Annotated in this window: 19 protein-coding genes and 1 pseudogene; 10 read left to right on the forward strand and 10 right to left on the reverse strand. The window is 67.5% G+C overall.

What is annotated here, in order from left to right; all coding sequences use genetic code 11:
- Positions 1-42 precede the first annotated feature (42 nt).
- Both C6570_RS03080 and C6570_RS03085 read right to left on the reverse strand, forming a co-directional pair.
- Complete coding sequence (locus C6570_RS03080) at positions 43-1,014, reverse strand: cation diffusion facilitator family transporter (protein WP_106701910.1); 972 nt, start codon at positions 1,012-1,014, stop codon at positions 43-45.
- A 248-nt stretch (positions 1,015-1,262) separates the two neighbouring features.
- The gene (locus tag C6570_RS03085) at positions 1,263-1,448 is read right to left on the reverse strand and encodes a DUF1328 family protein (protein ID WP_106701911.1); all 186 of its coding nucleotides are present in this window, start codon (positions 1,446-1,448) and stop codon (positions 1,263-1,265) included.
- A gap of 193 nt (positions 1,449-1,641) precedes the next feature.
- Between C6570_RS03085 and C6570_RS03090 the strand changes: the two genes are divergently transcribed.
- The gene (locus C6570_RS03090) at positions 1,642-1,959 is read left to right on the forward strand and encodes a YkgJ family cysteine cluster protein (RefSeq protein ID WP_245896279.1); all 318 of its coding nucleotides are present in this window, start codon (positions 1,642-1,644) and stop codon (positions 1,957-1,959) included.
- A 191-nt stretch (positions 1,960-2,150) separates the two neighbouring features.
- Positions 2,151-2,756 (forward strand): glutathione transferase GstA, encoded by a 606-nt coding sequence (gene gstA / locus C6570_RS03095; protein ID WP_106701913.1) that lies wholly within the window; start codon positions 2,151-2,153, stop codon positions 2,754-2,756.
- Positions 2,757-2,947: 191 nt separating this feature from the next.
- Here the strand turns inward: gstA and C6570_RS03100 are convergent, their stop codons facing one another.
- Positions 2,948-3,859 (reverse strand): transporter substrate-binding domain-containing protein, encoded by a 912-nt coding sequence (locus C6570_RS03100; RefSeq protein WP_106701914.1) that lies wholly within the window; start codon positions 3,857-3,859, stop codon positions 2,948-2,950.
- 171 nt (positions 3,860-4,030) lie between these two features.
- Positions 4,031-5,320, reverse strand: a complete 1,290-nt coding sequence (locus C6570_RS03105; RefSeq protein ID WP_106704486.1) for a YbfB/YjiJ family MFS transporter — start codon at positions 5,318-5,320, stop codon at positions 4,031-4,033.
- 325 nt (positions 5,321-5,645) lie between these two features.
- Between C6570_RS03105 and C6570_RS03110 the strand changes: the two genes are divergently transcribed.
- Both C6570_RS03110 and C6570_RS03115 read left to right on the forward strand, forming a co-directional pair.
- Positions 5,646-6,707, forward strand: a complete 1,062-nt coding sequence (locus tag C6570_RS03110) for an alkene reductase (RefSeq protein ID WP_281260868.1) — start codon at positions 5,646-5,648, stop codon at positions 6,705-6,707.
- 554 nt (positions 6,708-7,261) lie between these two features.
- A complete protein-coding gene (locus C6570_RS03115; RefSeq protein WP_106701916.1) occupies positions 7,262-9,124 on the forward strand; it encodes a DUF262 domain-containing protein in 1,863 nt (620 codons plus the stop codon).
- A 121-nt stretch (positions 9,125-9,245) separates the two neighbouring features.
- Here the strand turns inward: C6570_RS03115 and C6570_RS03120 are convergent.
- The 5 genes and pseudogenes from C6570_RS03120 to C6570_RS03140 form a co-directional block, all read right to left on the reverse strand.
- A pseudogene (locus C6570_RS03120) lies at positions 9,246-9,497 on the reverse strand (ArgP/LysG family DNA-binding transcriptional regulator); the annotation flags it as partial.
- A gap of 24 nt (positions 9,498-9,521) precedes the next feature.
- Positions 9,522-10,367: an S-formylglutathione hydrolase gene (gene fghA, locus C6570_RS03125; protein WP_106701918.1), complete on the reverse strand. Its 846-nt coding sequence runs from the start codon at positions 10,365-10,367 to the stop codon at positions 9,522-9,524.
- Positions 10,368-10,413: 46 nt separating this feature from the next.
- Positions 10,414-10,920 carry a DUF2004 domain-containing protein gene (locus C6570_RS03130; protein WP_106701919.1) on the reverse strand — a complete coding sequence of 169 codons (507 nt, stop codon included), beginning with the start codon at positions 10,918-10,920 and terminating at the stop codon, positions 10,414-10,416.
- 4 nt (positions 10,921-10,924) lie between these two features.
- Positions 10,925-12,037 (reverse strand): S-(hydroxymethyl)glutathione dehydrogenase/class III alcohol dehydrogenase, encoded by a 1,113-nt coding sequence (locus C6570_RS03135; protein WP_106701920.1) that lies wholly within the window; start codon positions 12,035-12,037, stop codon positions 10,925-10,927.
- Between the two features lie 48 nt (positions 12,038-12,085).
- Positions 12,086-12,358 carry a metal/formaldehyde-sensitive transcriptional repressor gene (locus C6570_RS03140; protein WP_106701921.1) on the reverse strand — a complete coding sequence of 91 codons (273 nt, stop codon included), beginning with the start codon at positions 12,356-12,358 and terminating at the stop codon, positions 12,086-12,088.
- A gap of 322 nt (positions 12,359-12,680) precedes the next feature.
- Between C6570_RS03140 and C6570_RS03145 the strand changes: the two genes are divergently transcribed.
- A complete protein-coding gene (locus tag C6570_RS03145; RefSeq protein WP_106701922.1) occupies positions 12,681-13,733 on the forward strand; it encodes an acyltransferase family protein in 1,053 nt (350 codons plus the stop codon).
- Between the two features lie 33 nt (positions 13,734-13,766).
- Here C6570_RS03145 and C6570_RS03155 read toward each other — a convergent pair whose 3' ends face one another.
- Positions 13,767-16,325, reverse strand: coding sequence for a heavy metal translocating P-type ATPase (locus tag C6570_RS03155; RefSeq protein ID WP_245896281.1), 2,559 nt, complete (start codon positions 16,323-16,325; stop codon positions 13,767-13,769).
- A gap of 219 nt (positions 16,326-16,544) precedes the next feature.
- Between C6570_RS03155 and C6570_RS03160 the strand changes: the two genes are divergently transcribed.
- The 5 genes from C6570_RS03160 to C6570_RS03180 all read left to right on the forward strand — a co-directional run bounded on the left by C6570_RS03160 (position 16,545) and on the right by C6570_RS03180 (position 19,418).
- The gene (locus C6570_RS03160) at positions 16,545-16,742 is read left to right on the forward strand and encodes a heavy-metal-associated domain-containing protein (protein ID WP_106701923.1); all 198 of its coding nucleotides are present in this window, start codon (positions 16,545-16,547) and stop codon (positions 16,740-16,742) included.
- Positions 16,739-17,239, forward strand: a complete 501-nt coding sequence (cueR, locus tag C6570_RS03165; protein WP_106701924.1) for a Cu(I)-responsive transcriptional regulator — start codon at positions 16,739-16,741, stop codon at positions 17,237-17,239. Before C6570_RS03160 ends, cueR begins: the two co-directional genes overlap by 4 nt.
- A 193-nt stretch (positions 17,240-17,432) precedes the next feature.
- Complete coding sequence (locus tag C6570_RS03170) at positions 17,433-18,002, forward strand: Spy/CpxP family protein refolding chaperone (protein WP_106701925.1); 570 nt, start codon at positions 17,433-17,435, stop codon at positions 18,000-18,002.
- Between the two features lie 370 nt (positions 18,003-18,372).
- Complete coding sequence (locus C6570_RS03175) at positions 18,373-19,209, forward strand: DUF2189 domain-containing protein (protein ID WP_106701926.1); 837 nt, start codon at positions 18,373-18,375, stop codon at positions 19,207-19,209.
- Entirely contained in the window at positions 19,209-19,418 is a 210-nt protein-coding gene (locus C6570_RS03180; RefSeq protein WP_211297635.1) for a DUF2788 domain-containing protein, read from the forward strand. Before C6570_RS03175 ends, C6570_RS03180 begins: the two co-directional genes overlap by 1 nt.
- Positions 19,419-19,851 lie beyond the last annotated feature (433 nt).

Genomic DNA, 19,851 nt, shown 5'->3' on the forward strand with positions numbered 1-19,851 from the left:
GTCAACGCACGCCTGACACGTCTATCCGCGTCTAGCCCGCGGCTACCCCGCGCCTTCCACCCGCCGCTCGCGGCGGCGGCGCAGGCGCTCGGCCCAGGCCTGCGGCGTTTGCGGCTTGACGAAAAGCGACACCACATCGGGCGCCGTCTGCCACAGCTTGGCCTCGATGCGTTCGATGCAGCGCTCGATCTCCACCGCCGTCATCGCGTCGTCAAACTCCACGCTCATGCCCGCCACCACCGTGTGCGGGCCTTGCTGCGAGGTGATGACGCCGTTGATGGCGCGAATGCCTGGCTCACCTTGCGCCGCGTCCATGATCAGGCGGCGCACACGCGGCAGGGCCGGCTCGCCCATCAGCAGGCCCTTGGTTTCCACCGCCAGAAAGTACGCCGTGGCGGCCAGCACCAGCCCGATCAGGACCGACGCCACGCCGTCCGCCTGCTGCAAGCCCAGCAGGTGGCTGGCCGCCACGCCCGCCAGCGCCATCAGCAGGCCCACCAGCGCGGCGCTGTCTTCAAACAGCACCACGAAGGTCGTCGGGTCCTTGCTGTCGCGCACCGCCTGCAGCGTGTCCACCTCGCCGCGCACGCGCTTGAACTCGCGCCAAGCCACCCACCACGAGGCGCCTTCAAACGCCATCGCCGCCAGCAGCACCACGTAGTTGACCATCGGCCGCTGGATGGGCTCCGGCTTCAGGATGTGCTGCACGCCCTCGTACAGCGACACGCCCGCGCCCAGCGCAAACACCAGCAGCGCGACGATGAACGACCAGAAGTACACCTCGCGCCCGTAGCCGAACGGGTGCGATTCGTCCGCCGGCCGCGCCGCGCGCCGCATGCCGAACAGCAGCAGCACCTCGTTGCCGGTATCCACCAGCGAATGCACGCCCTCGCTCAACATGGCGGAGCTGCCCGTCACCGCCGCCGCGATGAACTTCACCACCGCCACGGCCAGGTTGCCCAGCAGCGCCGCGTGAACCACCAGCCGGCTTGAATTGGCGTGTCCACTTGTCATGGGTCGAGATTAAAGCGGCCGCCACGCGGCCGGGTTGCAGCTATGGGCAAGCGCCTGACGCGGGCGGCGGCGCCATTCGCCGCGCGCCCATCCAGGCGTAGAAAAGACGTTAAAAAGGGCGCCTTGCCGGCGCCCCTTGGGCGAGGACTGTGCGCAACCGCCAGTCCAGTGAGCGAAAGCCCGATCAGCGGCGCACTGCCGCGTCAGACCAGCGCGTGCCCGCCGGCAAGCGGCGGGCACGGTGCCGATCACTTCATCGCGTCGCCAATGGCCTTGCCGCCGATCACGGCCAGCACCAGCATGACGACCGCCACCACCAGGAACAGCACGAACAGGATCTTGGCGATGCCCGCCGCGCCCGCCGCGACGCCGGTAAAGCCCAGCACGCCGGCAACCAGCGCGATCAGGGCGAAAATGATGGACCACTTCAACATACGGGTTTCCTTCCTCAGTGACAGCAATTGATAAGTAAGTGCCCTTCGTTTATCGCAGGCGCGTGCACGCGCTTGCGTCGTCCGCCAGGCGCGCGCCGCGTAGGACAAGCGAGCGCCGAAGCGCAAGCCGACAGCGCCGCGCCCGCACCCATGAGCACTTTTTTCTATATTTTTATCGCAAATCCTGCGGGATGTGAAGGTAACTATCGTCGATCTCACGCACTATGACGCAGTGTCGGCCTGCCGCACAGGCTGCGGCGCCTGCTGCATCGCGCCCTCCATCAGCTCGGCCATTCCGGGCATGCCGCAGGGCAAGCCTGCGGGGGTGCGCTGCGTGCAGCTGGACGCCGATTTGCGCTGCCGCCTCTTCGGCCTGCCGGAGCGCCCCGCCGTCTGCGGCCAGCTGCGGCCCGAGCGCGCCATGTGCGGCCCGCGCGACGACGGCGGCCAGCACGCCATGCGCTGGCTGACCGCCCTGGAAGCCGCCACCCGCGCCGACGCACCCACCTGAACGCGGCCCCAAGCCGCCTCCGACCCCCGCCCCCGCACAGCCCCACTGCCGCGCGGCACACCGCAATTTGGTACGCTGACGTGCTGCCGTGCCGACCGCGCGGCCTTGGGGCGCCGCGTACCACGGCATGCGCGCCTTGGCCGCACGGGGCCCGGCCGACGCATTCCACCAAGACCCGGAGCCTTTGCACCATGAAACTTTATTACTCCCCCGGCGCCTGTTCGCTGTCGCCCCACATCGCGCTGGAAGAAACCGGCCTGCCTTACGAAGCCATCCTGGCGCCCACCAAGACCAAGGTGCTGCCCGACGGCTCGGACTACCGCAAGGTCAACCCGCTGGGTTACGTGCCCTACCTGGTGGTGGACGACGGCACCGGCCTGCGCGAAGGCCCGGCCATCGTGCAATACATCGCCGACCAGGCGCCCGACAAGAAGCTGGCCCCCGCCAACGGCACCATGGCGCGCTACCAGTTGCAAAGCTGGCTGAACTTCATCGGCACCGAGATCCACAAAGGTTTCGGCCCGCTGTTCAACCCCGCCTACCCCGCCGAGGTGAAAAAGATGGCCACCGACAAGCTGCTGGAACGCCTGACCTGGGTGGACGGCGAGCTGGCCAGCAAGCCCTACCTGATGGGCGAAGATTTCACCGTGGCAGACGGCTACCTGTTCACCGTCACCAACTGGGCCAAGCCGATGCACATCGACCTGTCGGGCCTGAAAAACCTGAGCGCCTACCGCGAACGCATCGCCGCGCGCCCCGCCGTGCAGCGCGCCATGAAGGCCGAAGGCCTGATCTGACGCGGCCCGCCGCGCGCCCGCCAGCGCGGCACCCCGCGGTGCACCCAGCGCTGCATTTGCCATCATTTTGATAGCTGCCATCGCTGCTCTGGCGGGCGCCAGAGGCCCGAAAAGCATAAAGGGCGAGGCCACAGCACATGCTGCGGCCTCGCCCTTTTTTGTCTTCGCTGCAGCGTGGCGCCGCGCAGCCCTTACATCACCGGCGGGGCGGGTTGCTTGCTGGGCTTGCGCCAGGCGTCCAGCGTCAGCGAATCCAGCGCGATGCCGTTGCTGGTGGCCAGCTGCTTGCCTTGCGCACCGCTCAGCACCTTGTGCAGGGCGCGGTCCACGGCGGCCTGCAGCTGGGCATCGCCCTTGCGCATCACCAGCGCGTAGGGCTCCACCGTCAGCTGTTCGCGGCGCACCGCCACGCCCGCGCCTTTGGGGATCATCATTTCATCGGCCACCAGCGTGTCGATGGCGTTGCTCTTGAGCAGCTGCACGCCTTCGGCATAGCTGGCCACGGGGCGCACCGGGCCCAGCATCAGCGTGGCGGCCTTCTTGCTGGCGTAGGTGGCCATTAGCCCTTGCGCGGTGGAGCCGCGCAGCACGCCGGTGCGGCCGAATTCGCGCGCCGAGGCGAACTTGGCGTCGCCTTCGCGGTAGGCGGCCACCACGCGCGAGACGTAGAAGGTGTCGGAAAAATCCACCTCAGCCTGGCGCGGCGCGGTGTTCGATGTAATGCCGCAGTGCAAGTCGATCTTGCCGGCCTTGAGCATGTCGAACGAATCCGACAGCGACACCGTTTCAAAGCGGATGGCGATGGGCGCTTTCAGCTCGTCGCCGATCTGCTGCACCACGGCCTGGCACAGGTTCCAGCTGAAGCCGGCCGGCTTGCCCGCGGCGTCCGGGTACGAGAAGGGCTGCGCGTCCTTGCGCACGCCCAGCGTGATGGTCTTGCTGGAAGCCAACTTGGCCAGCGTGTTGACCGGCGCCGAAGTCGCTGCGGGCGCAGCGGGAGCAGCAGCGGCGGCAGGCTGCTGCGCGAACACCGGCGCCACGCACAGGGCGGCGGCCGCGCCAGCCAGGGCACGGCGAAGGGCAGAGGGGGCGAATGGCTGCATCGGGAAGGCTCCTCACGGCAAAGCATGCGCGGCCGACGTCCGGCCCGCTTTCGACCGCGGATTGTTCCGGCGGCCCCCGCCAGCGCCTAGTCCCCGCGCACCATGCCAAAGCCCGTACTGCGCAGTAGTACCACCTTGGTATGCGTTCCAGCGGCGGTGCCGCGCAAAATGTCACGCCGCCCGTTCGGCCCGCCACAGCGGTTTTTGCCGCCACGCCAGCAAGGCGCCGGCCCACAGCGCCACCGCCGAATACACCAGCCCGTTGGCCAGCCCGCCCGCGCCGTCGGCCACCCAGCCCACCACCGTGGGGCCCACGATCTGCCCCAGCGCAAACACGATGGTGAAGGCGCTGATGCCCGCCGCCCACTGCGGCTGCGGCAGGTTGTGGCGCACGAACGCCGTGGTCGACGCCACCACCGACAAAAACACCGCGCCAAACAGCAGGCCCGACGCCAGCACCACCGGCCAGGCGCCCGTCAGCGCGGGCAGCACCGTGGCCACGCCCAGCAGCGCGTTGAGCAGCGCCAGCGCACCGCCGCCTTTGGCGCGGTTGAGCAAGCCCGCCCAGATGCGCGCCGAAGCCACCACCGCCAGCCCCAGCAGCGCATAGAACAGCGTGATGGCGCCGGGGCGCACGCCTTGCTCGCGCAGCAGGGCGATCACGAACGTCATGTAGCCGATGTAGCCCACGCCAAACAGCGTGTAGCCCGCCAGCGCCAGGGCCATGCGGCGCCAGGGCAGGGGGTTATGAAAAGAATTGGCCGCTGGCGCTGGTGCAGCCTGCGCCAGCAGCTCTTCTTTTTGTAGTGAATGAGCAGGCCACGCCAGCACCAGCGTGGCCAGCACGCACAGCAACGCCAGCCCCCACCAGGCCCACGCCCAGGCGTGCGCACCCGCCGCACCCACGCCCAGCAGCCAAGGCACGCCCAGCGCCGACGCGACGATGCCCCAGCCCGTGCCGCCGTAGTACAGCCCCAGCAGCAGCCCCGCGTGCTGCGGCGCCCGCGCCCCCAGCCGCGCCGCCATCAAGCCCCCGGCCACGAACACCAGCGCACTGGCCGCGCCCGCCAGCGTGCGCTGCGCCATCAGCGGCCATGGCGCCGTGAAAAAGCCCAACGCCGCCATAAAAGCACTGGCCAGCACCGCCCCCGCCAGCAACACGTGCGAAGCGCCCCAGCGCCGAATCAGCCGCGGGGTAACCAGCGCGCCCAACAGGTAACCCAGCGCGTTGGCGGTGTTCATGGCGCCCGCCAGCGTGTACGACCAGCCCAGGTCTTCGCGCATCACCGGCAGCAGCAGCCCGTAGGCAAAGCGCGTCACGCCCAGCGACACCGCCGCGCCCATCGACAACGCCAGCGCCAGCCACAGCAGCGGGGCCAAAGCCACCTCGCCGCCCGTGTCGCCCCCGGCGCGCGGCGGGGCAGGGCGCGGCGGCGGGGTTGGCGCGGGCGGGGGTGGCATCGCACCCATTGTGGGGCGGCAAGCCGCCAGAGCGGGTCAAGCAGATGACAAGGCCCACTTGGCGTGGCATGCCTCAGCCGCTCGCCGCCGCGCCACTTCGACGCCGGGGCGCGCCCCGCCCGCTTCACCGCAGCGGACGGGCGCGGCCCCGCCCGTCGGGCGCCTGCAAAGGCCCGCGCCGCCACCGGCACGCGCTTGGTCGCACAATGGCAGCCCGTCTCAACAAGGCGGCTGCGCAGCCGCATCGAAAGACCGTCCCGTGACCACTGCCACCCTGTTTTCCCCCCTGCGCCTGGGCGCGCTGGAACTGCCCAACCGCGTCGTCATGGCGCCGCTGACGCGCAACCGTTCGCCCAATGCCATCCCCACCGCGCTGGCCGCCGAGTACTACGCCCAGCGCGCCAGCCCATTGGACGGCGCCGGGCTCATCATCAGCGAAGCCACCGCCATCAGCCCGCAAGGCCAGGGCTATGCCGACGTGCCCGGCCTGTACGGCACCGAGCAGCTCGACGGCTGGAAGCACGTCACCCACGCCGTGCACGCCGAGGGCGGCCACATCTTCTGCCAGCTGTGGCACGTGGGCCGCATCTCGCACCACCTGCTGCAGCCCGGCGGCGCCGCGCCCGTGGCGCCATCGGCCATCACCGCCCAGGCCAAAACCTACCTGGTCGACGCGCAAGGCCACGGCGCCTTTGTGCCCACCAGCGCGCCGCGCGCGCTGCACCGCGAAGAAATCCCCGGCATCGTCCACGACTTTGCCGTGGCCGCCCGCAACGCCGTGCAATCGGCCGGGTTCGACGGCGTGGAAATCCACGGCGCCAACGGCTACCTGCTGGACCAATTCCTCAAAACCGGCGCCAACCACCGCACCGACGACTACGGCGGCAGCATCGCCAACCGCGCGCGCCTGCTGCTGGAAGTCACCCGCGCCGTGGCCGACGCCGTGGGCCCCGAGCGCGTGGGCATCCGCCTGTCGCCCGTCACCCCCGCCAACGACATCGTCGACGCCGACCCGCAGCCCCTGTTCGATTACGTGGCCAAGCACCTCGCCCCGCTGGGCCTGGCCTACGTGCACGTCATCGAAGGCGCCACCGGCGGCCCGCGCGAAGTGGCAGGCCGCCCCTTCGACTACGCCCGCCTGAAAGCCGCCTACCGCGACGCCGGCGGCCACGGCGCCTGGATGGTCAACAACGGCTACGACCCGCTGCTGGCCGAAGACGCCATCGCCAGCGGCCGCGCCGACCTGGTCGCCTTCGGCAAAGCCTTCATCAGCATGCCCGACCTCACCGAACGCATCCGCCGCGGCGGCCCCTTCCAGGACGTGGACAAGGCCACGATGTACGGCGGCGGGGCGCGTGGGTATACGGATTATCCGACGCTGGATTGAAGGGCGGGGGAAGAACGCAGCGGAAGTGGTCGCTGCCGCGCGGGTTGGAATGGAATTGATAGCTGCTGGCGCACTATGGGCGGGCGCTAGAGGGTGTTTTCTTCATCAGCGTAGCGCGTTGCTGATCGCCGCCGAGCATCGGGCTGCACTCGTGCATATAGATAGGCCAACGCAGTACGCTGTACGTTGAGAACGCTCCCGACCCAAAGAAGACACCCGCTCGCCCAATCACGTGTCCCGAAAGCTGGCGCTCGCACGCAGAAGGCTTGGCTCCTGCCACAGCGGGTGAGGCCATGCGGGCAAGCCATACGGCTTCGTCCATCAAGAATCACGAGAAGAACATCCAGTTCGGCCCAGCGACCTAGGGCGAGCTGTTCAACTCATCGCGTGCTCGACTCGAGTTGTTCCGAACACAACTCGACTACCCGCGAAGAAGGATCAGGGCGTAGCGCTCCTGCATCGGAAGGACGCGCAGCACCCCCTGAGAACCTCGTTCCGCCAGCGGATGGCATCCGATAAGCTACGCGGTTTTCACGTTAACGCCGGGAGGAACCATGGACGCGAATGCGATTGCACTGCTGGACATCTTTGAGAAGAAGATGCGGCTCGAGGTGCCGATGTTCCAGCGGCAGTACGTCTGGAAGCAGGAGCACCAGTGGGCGCCACTGTGGGAGGATATCTCTCGCAAGTTCGTGGAGTTCATTGAGGATCGAACCGACGCACCGGTTCACTTCCTCGGTGCTATGGTGCTCGACCAGCGGCAAACGCAGACCGGCCGCGTCGAACGACGCAGCGTGATCGACGGTCAACAGCGTCTCACAACTCTCCAGATCTTCCTCGCGTCGTTTCGCGACTTTTGTCGGCTTGAAGGTCTGGGCGACTTCGCCGACGAGTGCGAGAAGTACACGTTGAACACCGGCCGGATGGCAGAACCGGAGGTGGAGAAGTACAAGGTTTGGCCAACCCTGAGCGACCGACAGCAGTTCATTGACGTCATCGACGCGGGATCACGAGATGCACTGGAGAAACTCCATCCGCTGACGCGACGCAAGCATTCGCGAAAGTTCGAGCCGCGCCCTCGAATGGTGGAGGCCTATTTCTTCTTCTACGACAGTCTTGCTGAGTTCTTCAAGGGAACACCGTCCGAGCCCCCGCTGGCGGCCGACAAGCCGCTGGCAGATCGTCTTGAGGAGTGCTTCGAAGCCCTCAAGACGGCGCTGAAGGTGGTGGCTATCGACCTTGACCGCGACGACGACGCGCAGGTCATCTTCGAGACGCTCAACGCCCGTGGCGAGCCCCTTCTGCCGGCTGATCTTCTACGGAACTTCATCTTCCTCCGGGCTGCTCGTCAAAACGAGGAGCAAGAGGCGCTGTACAAGAAGTACTGGGCGGCCTTCGATGAGCCCTTCTGGCGCAAGGAGGTCGTACAGGGGCGCCTAGTGCGTCCGCGCAGTGACCTCTTCATTCAGCACTTCCTTGCGAGCAAGCAGGCCAGAGACATCCCAATTAAGCACCTGTTCGTCGAATACAAGTATTGGGTCGAACGCAGTGCCCCCTATAAGACGGTCGAGGCGGAGCTCGCGGCGCTAGCAAAGCAAGGCAAGGACTTCAGACGCCTTGTCGTTCGCAGTGATGCCGATGCGCTCGGGCCGCTCGCCTACTTTCTGGAGACGTTCGACGTAAGTACCGTCTTCCCACCTCTCCTGGCCATGCTTGATCTCGGGGCTAGCGACGATGAAATGCGCCAGGCTGCTCGCGTGCTCGAGAGCTACCTCCTTCGTCGTACGGTCTGCGTGTCGGATACCAAGGCGTACAACCGTGTCTTTATGGGCCTTACGCGGGCGATTCGCCGAGACGGGGCGACCGCTGCGGTTGTTCGTTCGCACTTGGCCGGCCTCCATGGCGCTACCGATGCGTGGCCGAGTGACGACCGATTCGCGGAGGCCTGGATGACGGGACACGCATACTCGACGCTCAACAACGCCAGGATCGTCTACATCCTGACCAAGCTCAGCGAAACCTATAGAAATTCCAAGACCGAACAGTTAAAAGTAAGTGGGCAACTTACGGTAGAGCATCTGATGCCGCAGGCTTGGGTCGCTCACTGGCCGCTACCGGATGGAAGCAAGGGCGTCGACAACACATGGTCTGTACCGGAAAGTGACCCCCGGGCACTTGCGACACGCGCTCGAAGCGCTATCGTCCAGACGTTCGGCAACCTCACTTTGATCACAGGCGGCCTGAACAGCTCGATCTCGAATGGTGACTGGGCAACCAAACGAGCCGCCATTGAGGCGAATAGCTTGCTGCCGATCAACCTCCAGTTGCGGAGCGCTGAAACGTGGGGCGAAGAAGCGATTGAGCGGCGCGGCCGCGACCTGCTTTCTCGGGCGCTTGAACTGTGGCCGCGAGGGTAAGCCCCACCTGATTTCGAACCAGCCATTGTCAGCTGTCCGCTCCTAGCCGAATGCTGCCCTCTGCGAAAGCCGCACCACGGTCAACAATCACGCCTATTCGCCAACTTCGCGGGCATCTCCATCACCCCACCAACACCCCCCGCGCCGCCTCCGTCACGCACCGCGTCAACCCATCCAACAAGGCCGATCCGGCGCGGGCCTGCTGCCAGTGCAGGGGCACGTCCAGCGGGGTGTGAGGCACCAGTTCCACCAGCGTGCCGGCTTGCAGTTCGGCCTGGATCAGCGTCTGCGGTTGCATGGCCCAGCCCATGCCGGCCACGCAGGTGGCGACGAAGGCTTGCAGTGACGGCACGGTGTGGCGCGGCAGGGCGGGCTGGGCGCCGCGCCGCCCAGCCGGTCAGCCCCGCAACGCCGTGGCGTGGTGCCGTAGGTGGTCACCCATGAAGCTGGCGATGAAGTAGTAGCTGTGGTCGTAGCCCGGCTGCATACGCAGGGTCAGAGGGTGGCCCACCTGGTCGCACTCGGCCTGCAGCAGCTCGGGCTGCAGTTGCTTCAGGAATTCGTCATCCGTGCCCTGGTCCACCAAAATCGGCAGGCGGTCCTGCGCGGTGGCGATCAGCGACACCGCGTCGTGCGCTGCCCACGCGGCCGGGTCGTCACCCAGGTAGGCGGTGAACACCTTTTGCCCCCAGGGCACCAGGCGCGGCGCCACGATGGGCGCAAAGGCCGACAGGCTTTGGTACCGCCCCGGGTGGCGCAGCGCCAGCGTCAGCGCGCCGTGCCCGCCCATCGAATGGCCGAAGATGCCCTGGCGCCCGGTGGTCTTCACGCCCTGCTGGGCCAGCAGCGCCGCCAGCGCGGTGGGCAGCTCATCCACCACATAGTCTTCCATGCGGTAGTTCTTGGCCCAGGGCGCTTGCGTGGCGTTGAGGTAAAAGCCCGCGCCCTGGCCCAGGTCGTAGGCCGGGTCGTTGGGCACGTTGTCGCCGCGCGGGCTGGTGTCCGGCGCGATCAGGATCAGCCCCAGCTCGGCCGCCACCTGCTGCGCGCCGGCTTTGGTGATGAAGTTCTGCTCGGTGCACGTCAGGCCCGACAGCCAGTACAGCAGCGGGCAGGCCTCGCCCGCCAGCGCGGCGGGGGGCAGGTACAGGCCAAACTTCATGTCGCAGCCCAGCGTGGTGCTGGTGTGCTGCCAAACCTCTTGGCGGCCGCCAAAGCTGGCGTGGTGTTCAGTGCGTTGCATGGCGGTTTCTCTGGGCGGTGTGCGGGTTGGGGTGGCTGGCCGTGGCTCAGCTTTCCCAGTCGATGCTGGCAAGCGAGCCATCGGCGCCCAGCTTGACGGCCAGCACCTGGTCGCTGTGGTCGGGGTCGATCATGTAGTCCATCACGATCGGATCGGGGTGCCCCAGCCAAAGGCCCACCTGGACCAATTGCAGGGCTTGGGCAAAGTCGGGCGGCGTGGTGCTGCCGCTGGGAAAGAGCTCGGCCACGCGCGGGAAGGCGTCGGCCTCTTCCAGGTGGTGGCGGATGAAGGCGTCGTCGTCGTCCAGATAGTCAAGCAGGTGGCGGCGGGCCTGCTCGTCCAGCGTGGTCAGGTGCTGCACGGCGTCGGCCATCTGGTCCAGCTCGCCCTTGTCCAGCCCGTTGCGCATGGGCGCGTCCGGAGGCGCCCAGAGCGCCACGTCCACCCCGCTGCCGTTCACAGCGATTTCTTTCTCCCAGCACACCTCTTCGGTGGTGAAACCGGCGGTGCTGCAATGACCGAAAAACGGGTGATCCAGGGTCGCCACGGGCACGCTTTCAGGCGTAGTGGACGACAGAGCGAATCGACTTGCCCTCGTGCATCAAATCAAACGCTTCGTTGATGTCCGCCAGCGGCATGGTGTGCGTGACAAACGGCTCCAGCTGGATCTTGCCGGCCATGGCGTCTTCGACCATGCCCGGCAGCTGGCTGCGGCCTTTCACGCCGCCGAAGGCCGTGCCCATCCACTTGCGGCCCGTCACCAGCTGGAAGGGGCGGGTGCTGATCTCTTGCCCCGCGCCGGCTACGCCAATCACCACGCTCTGGCCCCAGCCGCGGTGCGCGCATTCCAGCGCGGCGCGCATCACGTTGACGTTGCCAATGCACTCGAAGCTGTGGTCCACGCCCCAGCCGGTCATCTCGACGATGACTTGCTGGATGGGCTTGTCGAAGTCCTTCGGGTTCACGCAGTCGGTGGCGCCAAAGGTCTTGGCCAGGTCGAACTTGCCCGGGTTGGTGTCTATGGCGATGATGCGCCCCGCCTTGGCCAGCTGCGCGCCCTGGATCACCGCCAGACCGATACCGCCCAGGCCGAACACGGCCACGCTGTCGCCCGGCTGTACCTTGGCGGTGTTCCACACGGCGCCCAGGCCGGTGGTCACGCCGCAGCCCAGCAGGCACACCTGCTCGGGGTTGGCGTCGGGGTTCACCTTGGCCAGCGACACCTCGGCCACGACGGTGTATTCGCTGAACGTGCTGCAGCCCATGTAGTGGTAGATCGGCTCACCGTTGTAGCTGAAGCGCGTGGTGCCGTCGGGCATGACGCCCTTGCCCTGTGTGGCGCGCACGGCCACGCACAGATTGGTCTTGCCGCTTTTGCAGAACAGGCATTCGCCGCATTCGGCGGTGTACAGCGGAATGACGTGGTCGCCCGGCTTCACGCTGGTCACGCCTTCGCCCACTTCCACCACGATGCCCGCGCCTTCATGGCCCAGCACGGCGGGGAACAGGCCCTCCGGGTCGTCGCCGCTCAGTGTGAAGGCGTCGGTGTGGCACACCCCGGTGTGGGTGATCTTCACCAGCACCTCGCCCGCCTTGGGCGGGGCCACGTCGATCTCGACGATCTGCAGGGGTTCACCGGCCTTGAAGGCCACGGCGGCGCGCGATTTCATTGACAAAAACTCCTAAAAATATAGCTGCTAGCGCAGGCTGGACGGGCGCTACCTGAGGTATGACCGCACCAACGCGGCCACCTCGTCGATGGCCTCGTCCGCATCGCCCGGCGGCGCGGTCGGCCCAAAGCTCTCGCGCAGATGGCCTTCCAGCACCTCGGCCATCAGGCCATTGACGGCGCCACGCACCGCAGCCAGCTGCTGCAGCACCTGCGAACAACTGGCGCCTGTGTCGATGGCGGTTTCCAGCGCCTCAGCCTGACCGCGAATGCGGCGCAGGCGCGTGATGGCGCGCTTTTTTTCCTCGGGCGAATGCGGCATGCAAGCCTCGCTTGGATACTGATGGGTAGTATAAACGTGCGCGCCTCGGCGAGACCAGGCTACCCATGCAATGGCCCCACACACTGGGGACGCAGGCGCGCGCCTTCAGCAGGGTGCCACAGCGCGTGCAGGGGCGCAACTCGGGTTAACCGGCGCGCCCGCACCTGGTGCGCCCCAGGGCGCGCGATGCCGTCGCGATACGGCGGAGCCGCACCGTGCGAAAGGGCGCGCTCTTTGCACCGCGCTCGTAGAATGCCTCGATTCCGTCACATTCCCGGGCGCCTGAAGTGATTCACAACCGCGCCTGCATCCGGCGCAGCGCATGAACAACCCCGAATCCCGCCCCGTCCACAACACCAAGAACATCGACTTGCTGCGCGGCAGCGCGGCGATGCTGGTGGTGATGAGTCACCTGCAGCCAATCATCAACCTCGGTTGGTTTGGGCAGGAAGGCGGCTGGGTGGGGGTGCAGCTGTTTTTTGTCATCAGCGGCTACCTGATCATTCAAAGCGCGTACAAATATACCGCCAAGGAATATTTCACGCACCGCGTTTTCCGCATTTTCCCGGCTTACCTGTTCTGGTACATCCTTTTCGGGTTGATCAGCGGCAAACTGGTGGGCGCTGCGTTGACCGATCCGTATTTCTACGGCAATTTGGTGCTGCTGCAGCATTTCATTCCAGAAGCGTACCTGCGCTACACGTTCATCAATCCGTCGTGGACGCTCAGTGTCGAATGGGGTTGGTACATCCTGGCCATCATTCTCGCGATGACCAACCGGAAATATATCCTGCCGTATTTCCTGATCTCTATCGTCGTGTCCACCTGGTGGACGGCCGGCGGCTGGATGCACCACCCGCTGACCGAGGCCATGTCGAAGCAAGATCCGGTTTACAGCTACTTCTTCCTGACCAACAACCTCATCGGCCAGCTGCCTTTCTTCCTGATGGGCAGTGTCATTTATTTCTACCGGCCCCGCCTGCCGATGATTCCGGTGGTGATTGCCTCGGTTCTGATCTTGATCACGTTCAGGAAGTGGGCCAGTTACTTCCCTAACCCGATTTTTATTACCGGCCTGGCACTGGGCGGCGTATTCTGGGCATTCGTCAATCTGAAACGCACTTTCCATGGCCCGGTGGTGCGTTTTCTTTCAGACACGTCGTATTCAATCTACCTGGTGCATTTCAGCGTGATTGCGTACATTTCCACCCGCGTGGAAAATAAATACGCCATGACCCTGGTATCCCTGGTGGTCATCTTTGTGCTGGCCTACCTGAGCTACCGTTTCATCGAAAAACCTTCGATGGATTTCGGCCGCCGGCTGGCCAAGCGCTTCTCGCCCGCCACAGCCGACGCGCCGCGCGTTCAGCCCTGAGCCAGCCACGCACGGCGCCCAGGCCCCATCCGGCTATTTGCGCGCCCCGCCACCCGGCTTCCACCGCTTGAGCAACAGCGCATTGCTCATCACGCTGACCGACGACAGCGCCATCGCCGCGCCGGCCACCACGGGGCTGAGGTAGCCGAACGCGGCCAGCGGAATGCCGCACACGTTGTAGATAAAGGCCCAGAACAGGTTCTGGCGGATCTTGGCGACGGTGCGCGTCGAGATGTCCAGCGCGGCGGGCACCAGGGCCACGTCGCCGCGCATCAGCGTGATGCCGGCCGCGTGCATGGCCACGTCGGTGCCGCTGCCCATGGCCATGCCCACGTCGGCGGCGGCCAGGGCAGGGGCATCGTTGACGCCGTCGCCGACCATGGCGACGGTGTGAACAATGCCCCCACGCTCCCCCGCTGCGCGTGGTCCGCTGCCCCCCGAGGGGGCCGCGCCTGGTCTCGGGAACGGCCCTTCGCCCAGGCGATCGCCCCCACGCTCCCCCGCTGCGCGCGGTTCGCTGCCCCCCAAGGGGGCCGCACCTGGTCTCGGGAACGGCCCTTCGCCCAGGCGATCGCCCCCACGCTCTCCCGTTTCGCGCGGTTCGCTGACCCCCGAAGCACCGGGCGCCGAGGCCTCCAGTTCGCCCGCGCCTTTCAACTGACGGATCGCCGCCGCCTTATCGCCCGGAAGCACGTCCGCCAGCACGTCGCCGGCGTCCGGGTTCAGGCCCAGGCGGCGGGCCATGGCGTCGGCGGCGCCTTGGTTGTCGCCGGAGATCATCACCGTGCGCACGCCGCGCTGGCGCAGCTCGGCCAGGGCCTGGGCGGCGCCGGGCTTGGGTTCGTCGCCGAAGGCGAGCAGCGCCAGCGGCTGGGGCGCGGCGCCGTCCGGGTTGCGCACGGCCAGTATCGAAACTGTAGCGCCCTGCGCTTGCTGCGCATGCGCTGCAGCCTCAAACGGCTTTAAATCAGCGCCCAGGTCGCGCAGCCAACGCAGGCTGCCGATCAGCACGCCGTGGCCTTCCACCGTGCCCTCGGTGCCTTGGCCGGGCACGGCGCGCACGTCTTGCGCGGGGGGCGGGGCGATGGGCTCGGCGCGCTGGGCTGGGCCAGCCTGTGCGCCGGTTTCGGCGGGCAGCACCGCCGCGCCGCCATCGGCCGCGGCCTGCACCACGGCGCGCGCCAGCGGGTGTTCGCTGCCGCCTTGCAGGCTGGCGGCGGTGCGCAGCGCGGCGGCCGCGTCCACACCGGGCGCGGGCACCAGCGCCAGCAGGCGGGGCTTGCCCTCGGTGAGGGTGCCGGTCTTGTCGAAGGCGACGGTGTCCACGCGGTGGGCGATCTCCAGCGCCTCGGCGTCCTTGATCAAGATGCCGAACTTCGCCGCCACGCCGGTACCCGCCATGATGGCGGTGGGCGTGGCCAGCCCCAGCGCGCAGGGGCAGGCGATCACCAGCACCGCCACGGCGCGGATCAACGCGGTTTCGGCGCCCAGCCCGGCCAGCCACCAGCCGATGAACGTCAGCAGCGCGACGCCCAGCACCACAGGCACGAACACGGCGCTGACTTTGTCCACCAGGCGCTGCACGGGCGCCTTCACGGCCTGCGCGTCTTGCACCAGCCGGATGATGTGCGCCAGCACGCTGTCGCTGCCCGCCGCCGTGACCTGCAGCAGCACGCGGCCGTCGCCGTTGATGGCGCCGCCGGTCAGCGCTTCGCCCAAGGTCTTGGCCACCGGCAGCGGCTCGCCCGTCAGCATGGATTCGTCCACCTGCGTGCTGCCTTCGGTCACGGTGCCGTCGGCAGGGATGCGCTCGCCCGGGCGCACCGCCACGCGGTCGCCCACGCGCAGCTCGTCCACGGGGATGTCTTTTTCCTGCCCGTCCCAGTCGATCAGGTGCGCCACTTCGGGCCGCAGCGCGTGCAGCGCGCGGATGGCGGCGGTGGTCTGGCGCTTGGCGCGCTCTTCCAGCCATTTGCCCAACCGCACCAGGGTGATCACCATGGCCGAGCTTTCAAAGTACAGGTGTGCGTGCTCGCCATGGCCCGAGAACAGCCACTGCCATACCGACAGCAGCCACGCCGCGCTGGTGCCAATGGCCACCAGCAGTTCCATGTTGCCGCTGCCCGATTTCAGCGCGCCCCACGCCGCCTTGTAAAAACGCGCGCCCAGGAAGATCTGCACCGGCGTGGCCAGCGCAAACTGCACCCAGGCGGGCGGCATCCAGTGCACGCCCAGGGGCATCAGCAGCATGGGCAGGACCATGGGCGCGCACAGCAGCAGGCCCAGCGCGATGGGCATGAAGCCCGCCCAGGGCGATGCGTCCGCCGCGTCCATCGCCGCATCGGCGGCGCGGGGCTCGTAACCCGCGTCGCGCACCGCGCGGCGCAGCTGCGGGGCCAGGTCGTCGCTGCCGTGCCAGGTGACGCGCGCCGATTCGGTGGCCAGGTTCACCGCCGCATCGTCCACGCCGGGGACTTTCTTCAGCGCCTTTTCCACGCGCCCCACGCAAGAGGCGCAGGTCATGCCGCCCACGCCCAGGTCCAGCGTGTGGGCAGCGGCGGTGTCGTTGGCGGTCAAACTCGTTGTGTTCATGGCGCTAGTGTCAGGCTTGACATGATGGGAAGGTCAAGCTCTGAAATGATCGGCATCAAAATGCCTTCTAGCGCTGGTAGGTACAGCGCTGGCAGCTATCATTTTTGATTTTTTCCACTGGCCGCAGCACGGTCTCCGGTCAGATAAAACAGCGGCGCTTGACATTCCCATCATGTCAAGGTTCAAACTCTGGCCATCAAACCCCAAAAGGAGCACACCATGCAACAGCAATTCACCGTCACCGGCATGACCTGCGGCCACTGCGAAGCGGCCGTCACGCGCGCCATCAAGCAAACCGACCAAGCAGCGCAAGTGAAGATCGACCGCGCCCAGAACCTGGTGCAGGTCGATTCGACCCAGCCGCGCGAGGCGCTGGCCGCCGCCATCCGCGAAGAAGGCTACACCGTCGCCGCATGACCGCCACGGCCACCGGCGGGCGCCGGCCTGCCGCCACCCAGGCCCAGGCCGCCGGGGCCGGCGCGCCGCTGCCCAGCGCAACGCAAGGGCCGGTCAACATTGGCGACGCGGCGCGGGCTTCGGGCGTGTCGGCCAAGATGGTGCGGAACTACGAGTCGCTGGGCCTGCTGGGCGCGGTGGCGCGCACCGACAGCGGCTACCGCCAGTACAGCGCGGCGGACATCCACACGCTGCGCTTCATCAAGCGGGCGCGCGACTTGGGCTTTTCGATGGCCGAAATTGGCAACCTGGTCGGCCTGTGGCACGACCAGGCGCGCGCCAGCAGCGAGGTCAAGCGCGTGGCGCAGCAGCACCTGATTGAGCTTGAAAACCGCATCCAGGCCATGCAGGACATGCGCCGGACGCTACAAAAACTGGTGCAAAGCTGCCAGGGCGACGACCGGCCGGATTGCCCCATCCTCGACAACCTGGCCGGCGGGCCCGGCTGCTGCGGCTGACGCGCCGCGGCGCACATGGCTGGCGCCCGCACCGGGGCCGCAACTTTACAAAAGCATCACGCCGCAGCGATGCGGGGGTTACATCGGGTGCGCAGACTTCACACCAAGCTCAAGGCAGGCTGGCTTCAGCCACCGGCCCGGGGCCACACCTTCTTCGTGAAGCGGTTTCATCTGTACTAGAAAGGCCATCACCATGGTTTTCGCACCCAAGCAAGTTCTGATCGCCACCCTGCTGGCCGCCACCGGCGCCGCCGCCATGGCCCAAACCCCACCGCCGCCCCCCGCTGCGGCACCAGGTGCGCCCGTCGCGCCCGCCGCTGGCGAAGCCGCGCCCGGTGCCCGCCCTGCCTTGCGCGACCCCGCCGCGCGCGAAAAGCGCATGGCCGACCACCACGCCAAGCGCCAGGCCGAGCTGAAAGCCGCCCTGAAGCTGACCGCCGCCCAGGAAGGCGCGTGGAACACCTTCACCGCCGCCACGCAGCCGCCCGCCCGCGGTGAGCGCCCCCCGATGGACCGCGAGGCCTTCAAGAACCTGACCACCCCGCAGCGCATCGACCTGATGGAGCAGCGCAGCGCCGAGCACCAGGCCCGTATGAAGCAGCGCGGTGACGCCACCAAGGCGTTCTATGCGCAGCTGTCGGCCGAACAGCAAAAAGTGTTCGACCAGCGTGCCATGCGCCACGGCCCGCGCGGCGACGGCCCCCGCGGCATGCATGGCCCGCACGGCCGTCCCGGCGACCAGGGCGGCCCTGGCCCCCGCTGAGCGGCAAAGCGCGTGATCGGCTGAATCAGCAGATCGCGCAGGGGCGCGCCGTGCCAGGGCGGCCTCGCTGGCCCACGCGGCGGCGTCGGCCCACCCGCCCGGCAGCCTGCCTGCGCCAACCCCACGCCAGCCCCGGCCTTGCGCCAGGGCTGGCGTTTTTCTTGCGCGCTCGCCGCAGGCCAGCCCCACAGGCTTGACCCACGTCAAGCCTGGGCCGCATTTTCAGATCAAAACAGCCTCCAGCGCTGGTGCAGCCAGCGCAAGCAGCTATAGTTTTCATATTCATCGGGGCACACCCAGCCGCTGGCGCGCCCTGGCCATTGGACGTCCGCTGATCGCCATGCCCCACACCGCCCCACCGCCACCCCCCATGCCGCCGCGCCCGGCGCCCGGCACCTTGCGGCTGCCCGCCGTGCGCCGCGTGCCCTTGTCGGCGCCTTTTCACTGGCTGGCCCAGGGTTGGCGCGACGTCTGGCGCATCGGCTGGCCCAGCCTGATGCACGGCGTGGCGCTGGCGCTGTTCGGCGCCTTCCTGGTGTGGCTGGCGCGCGAACAGTTCTGGCTGCTGGCGGGGGCGTTCTCGGGCTTTCTGGTGGTCGCGCCGGTGCTGGCCACCAGCCTGTACGCGCTCAGCCGCGCGCTGGAGCGGGGCGAGCCGGCCAACCTGCACACCATCGCCCGCACCTGGACGCGCTGGCAGTACTCGCGCTTTGCGGTGCACGGCGGCTACTGGAGCCTGGTGCGCTTCGGGCTGCTGCTGTCGCTGGCGGGCACGGGCTGGGTGCTGACCTCGGCCGCGCTGATCACCGCGCTGGCGCCGCAGCCCGTCAACACCCCGCTGGACTTCCTGCGCTACGTGGTGCTGGCGCCGGGCGGCTACCTGTTCGAGCTGTGGCTGACCATGGGCGCGCTGCTGGCGGCGCCGCTGTTCGCGTCCAGCGCAGTCAGCATGCCTTTGCTGCTGGACCGCCGCGTGGACGTGCTGCAGGCGGTGCTGACCAGCTGGCAAACCGTGCTGACCAACCCCGCCGCCATGGCGCTGTGGGCGGCACTCATCATGGGGCTGACGCTGCTGGGCATGGCCACCGGCCTGCTGGGGCTGGTCATCATCATGCCGTGGCTGGGCCACGCCAGCTGGTACGCGTTTCGCGCGCTGGTGGACACCAGCACCCTGGCCGAGCGCCTGCCGCCGGAGGGCCAATCCTGATGTTCGGCTTCAACGAAGAGCAGATCGCCTGGTTCGGCCTGACCATTGGCGTGGGCGCCTTCATGCTCTACATGGTCTTCATCATCGCCCAGCTGGCCTGGGAATCGAAGGCCGGCAAATTCGGCACCTTCGTGCTGTTCCTGGCGCTGGCCTTCGGCATGGTGGGCTTCATCGCCAAGATGGTTATCCAATGGGTGCTGGAGCACTGACAGCCTGACGGGCGGCCACGGCACAGCCTGCTTGGGCCTCTGGGCGCCCGCCGCTGGGCTGAACCGCCAAGCAGCTTCCTCCGCCTGCGCCCCTGGCAGGCACCCTACACACACCACTGCATCACCCGCCTCGAGCGGGTGATTTCGTTGTGCCCGCCCGATCCGTGCGCCAGGCAATCGGCACCTACGCGCGTCCTCACCACTTTTCCTCCACGTCGCCCGCGCGGTGCGAAAAAGCGCCAAGACCGGTTCGCCCAGGCCTGTGGATAAGCCTGCCTAAAGCGAGCGAACAAGTGGCCACTTATCCACAAGACATCGTGGTTGCGCTGGGTTGTCCCCTTTCGCGGCGGCCTGGCTCCGGTGGCTCTGCACAGGGTTTGGACGACGGCAACTGTCTGTCAGGCCAAGGAATTTAGTGCTTATCCCCACTTTG

It is taken from the genome of Ottowia oryzae, from assembly GCF_003008535.1.
In the GTDB taxonomy this organism is placed as follows: Bacteria; Pseudomonadota; Gammaproteobacteria; order Burkholderiales; family Burkholderiaceae_C; genus Ottowia; species Ottowia oryzae.

Excerpts from the sequence above, each read along its gene's own strand:
- C6570_RS03080 (WP_106701910.1), bottom strand. The coding sequence starts at position 1,014 with ATGACAAGTGGACACGCCAATTCAAGCCGGCTGGTGGTTCACGCGGCG.
- C6570_RS03085 (WP_106701911.1), bottom strand. The coding sequence starts at position 1,448 with ATGTTGAAGTGGTCCATCATTTTCGCCCTGATCGCGCTGGTTGCCGGC.
- gstA (WP_106701913.1), top strand. The coding sequence starts at position 2,151 with ATGAAACTTTATTACTCCCCCGGCGCCTGTTCGCTGTCGCCCCACATC.
- C6570_RS03100 (WP_106701914.1), bottom strand. The coding sequence starts at position 3,859 with ATGCAGCCATTCGCCCCCTCTGCCCTTCGCCGTGCCCTGGCTGGCGCG.
- C6570_RS03105 (WP_106704486.1), bottom strand. The coding sequence starts at position 5,320 with ATGCCACCCCCGCCCGCGCCAACCCCGCCGCCGCGCCCTGCCCCGCCG.
- C6570_RS03110 (WP_281260868.1), top strand. The coding sequence starts at position 5,646 with ATGGCGCCGCTGACGCGCAACCGTTCGCCCAATGCCATCCCCACCGCG.
- C6570_RS03115 (WP_106701916.1), top strand. The coding sequence starts at position 7,262 with ATGGACGCGAATGCGATTGCACTGCTGGACATCTTTGAGAAGAAGATG.
- fghA (WP_106701918.1), bottom strand. The coding sequence starts at position 10,367 with ATGCAACGCACTGAACACCACGCCAGCTTTGGCGGCCGCCAAGAGGTT.
- C6570_RS03135 (WP_106701920.1), bottom strand. The coding sequence starts at position 12,037 with ATGAAATCGCGCGCCGCCGTGGCCTTCAAGGCCGGTGAACCCCTGCAG.
- C6570_RS03140 (WP_106701921.1), bottom strand. The coding sequence starts at position 12,358 with ATGCCGCATTCGCCCGAGGAAAAAAAGCGCGCCATCACGCGCCTGCGC.
- C6570_RS03145 (WP_106701922.1), top strand. The coding sequence starts at position 12,681 with ATGAACAACCCCGAATCCCGCCCCGTCCACAACACCAAGAACATCGAC.
- C6570_RS03155 (WP_245896281.1), bottom strand. The coding sequence starts at position 16,325 with ATGAACACAACGAGTTTGACCGCCAACGACACCGCCGCTGCCCACACG.
- C6570_RS03160 (WP_106701923.1), top strand. The coding sequence starts at position 16,545 with ATGCAACAGCAATTCACCGTCACCGGCATGACCTGCGGCCACTGCGAA.
- cueR (WP_106701924.1), top strand. The coding sequence starts at position 16,739 with ATGACCGCCACGGCCACCGGCGGGCGCCGGCCTGCCGCCACCCAGGCC.
- C6570_RS03170 (WP_106701925.1), top strand. The coding sequence starts at position 17,433 with ATGGTTTTCGCACCCAAGCAAGTTCTGATCGCCACCCTGCTGGCCGCC.
- C6570_RS03175 (WP_106701926.1), top strand. The coding sequence starts at position 18,373 with ATGCCGCCGCGCCCGGCGCCCGGCACCTTGCGGCTGCCCGCCGTGCGC.
- C6570_RS03180 (WP_211297635.1), top strand. The coding sequence starts at position 19,209 with ATGTTCGGCTTCAACGAAGAGCAGATCGCCTGGTTCGGCCTGACCATT.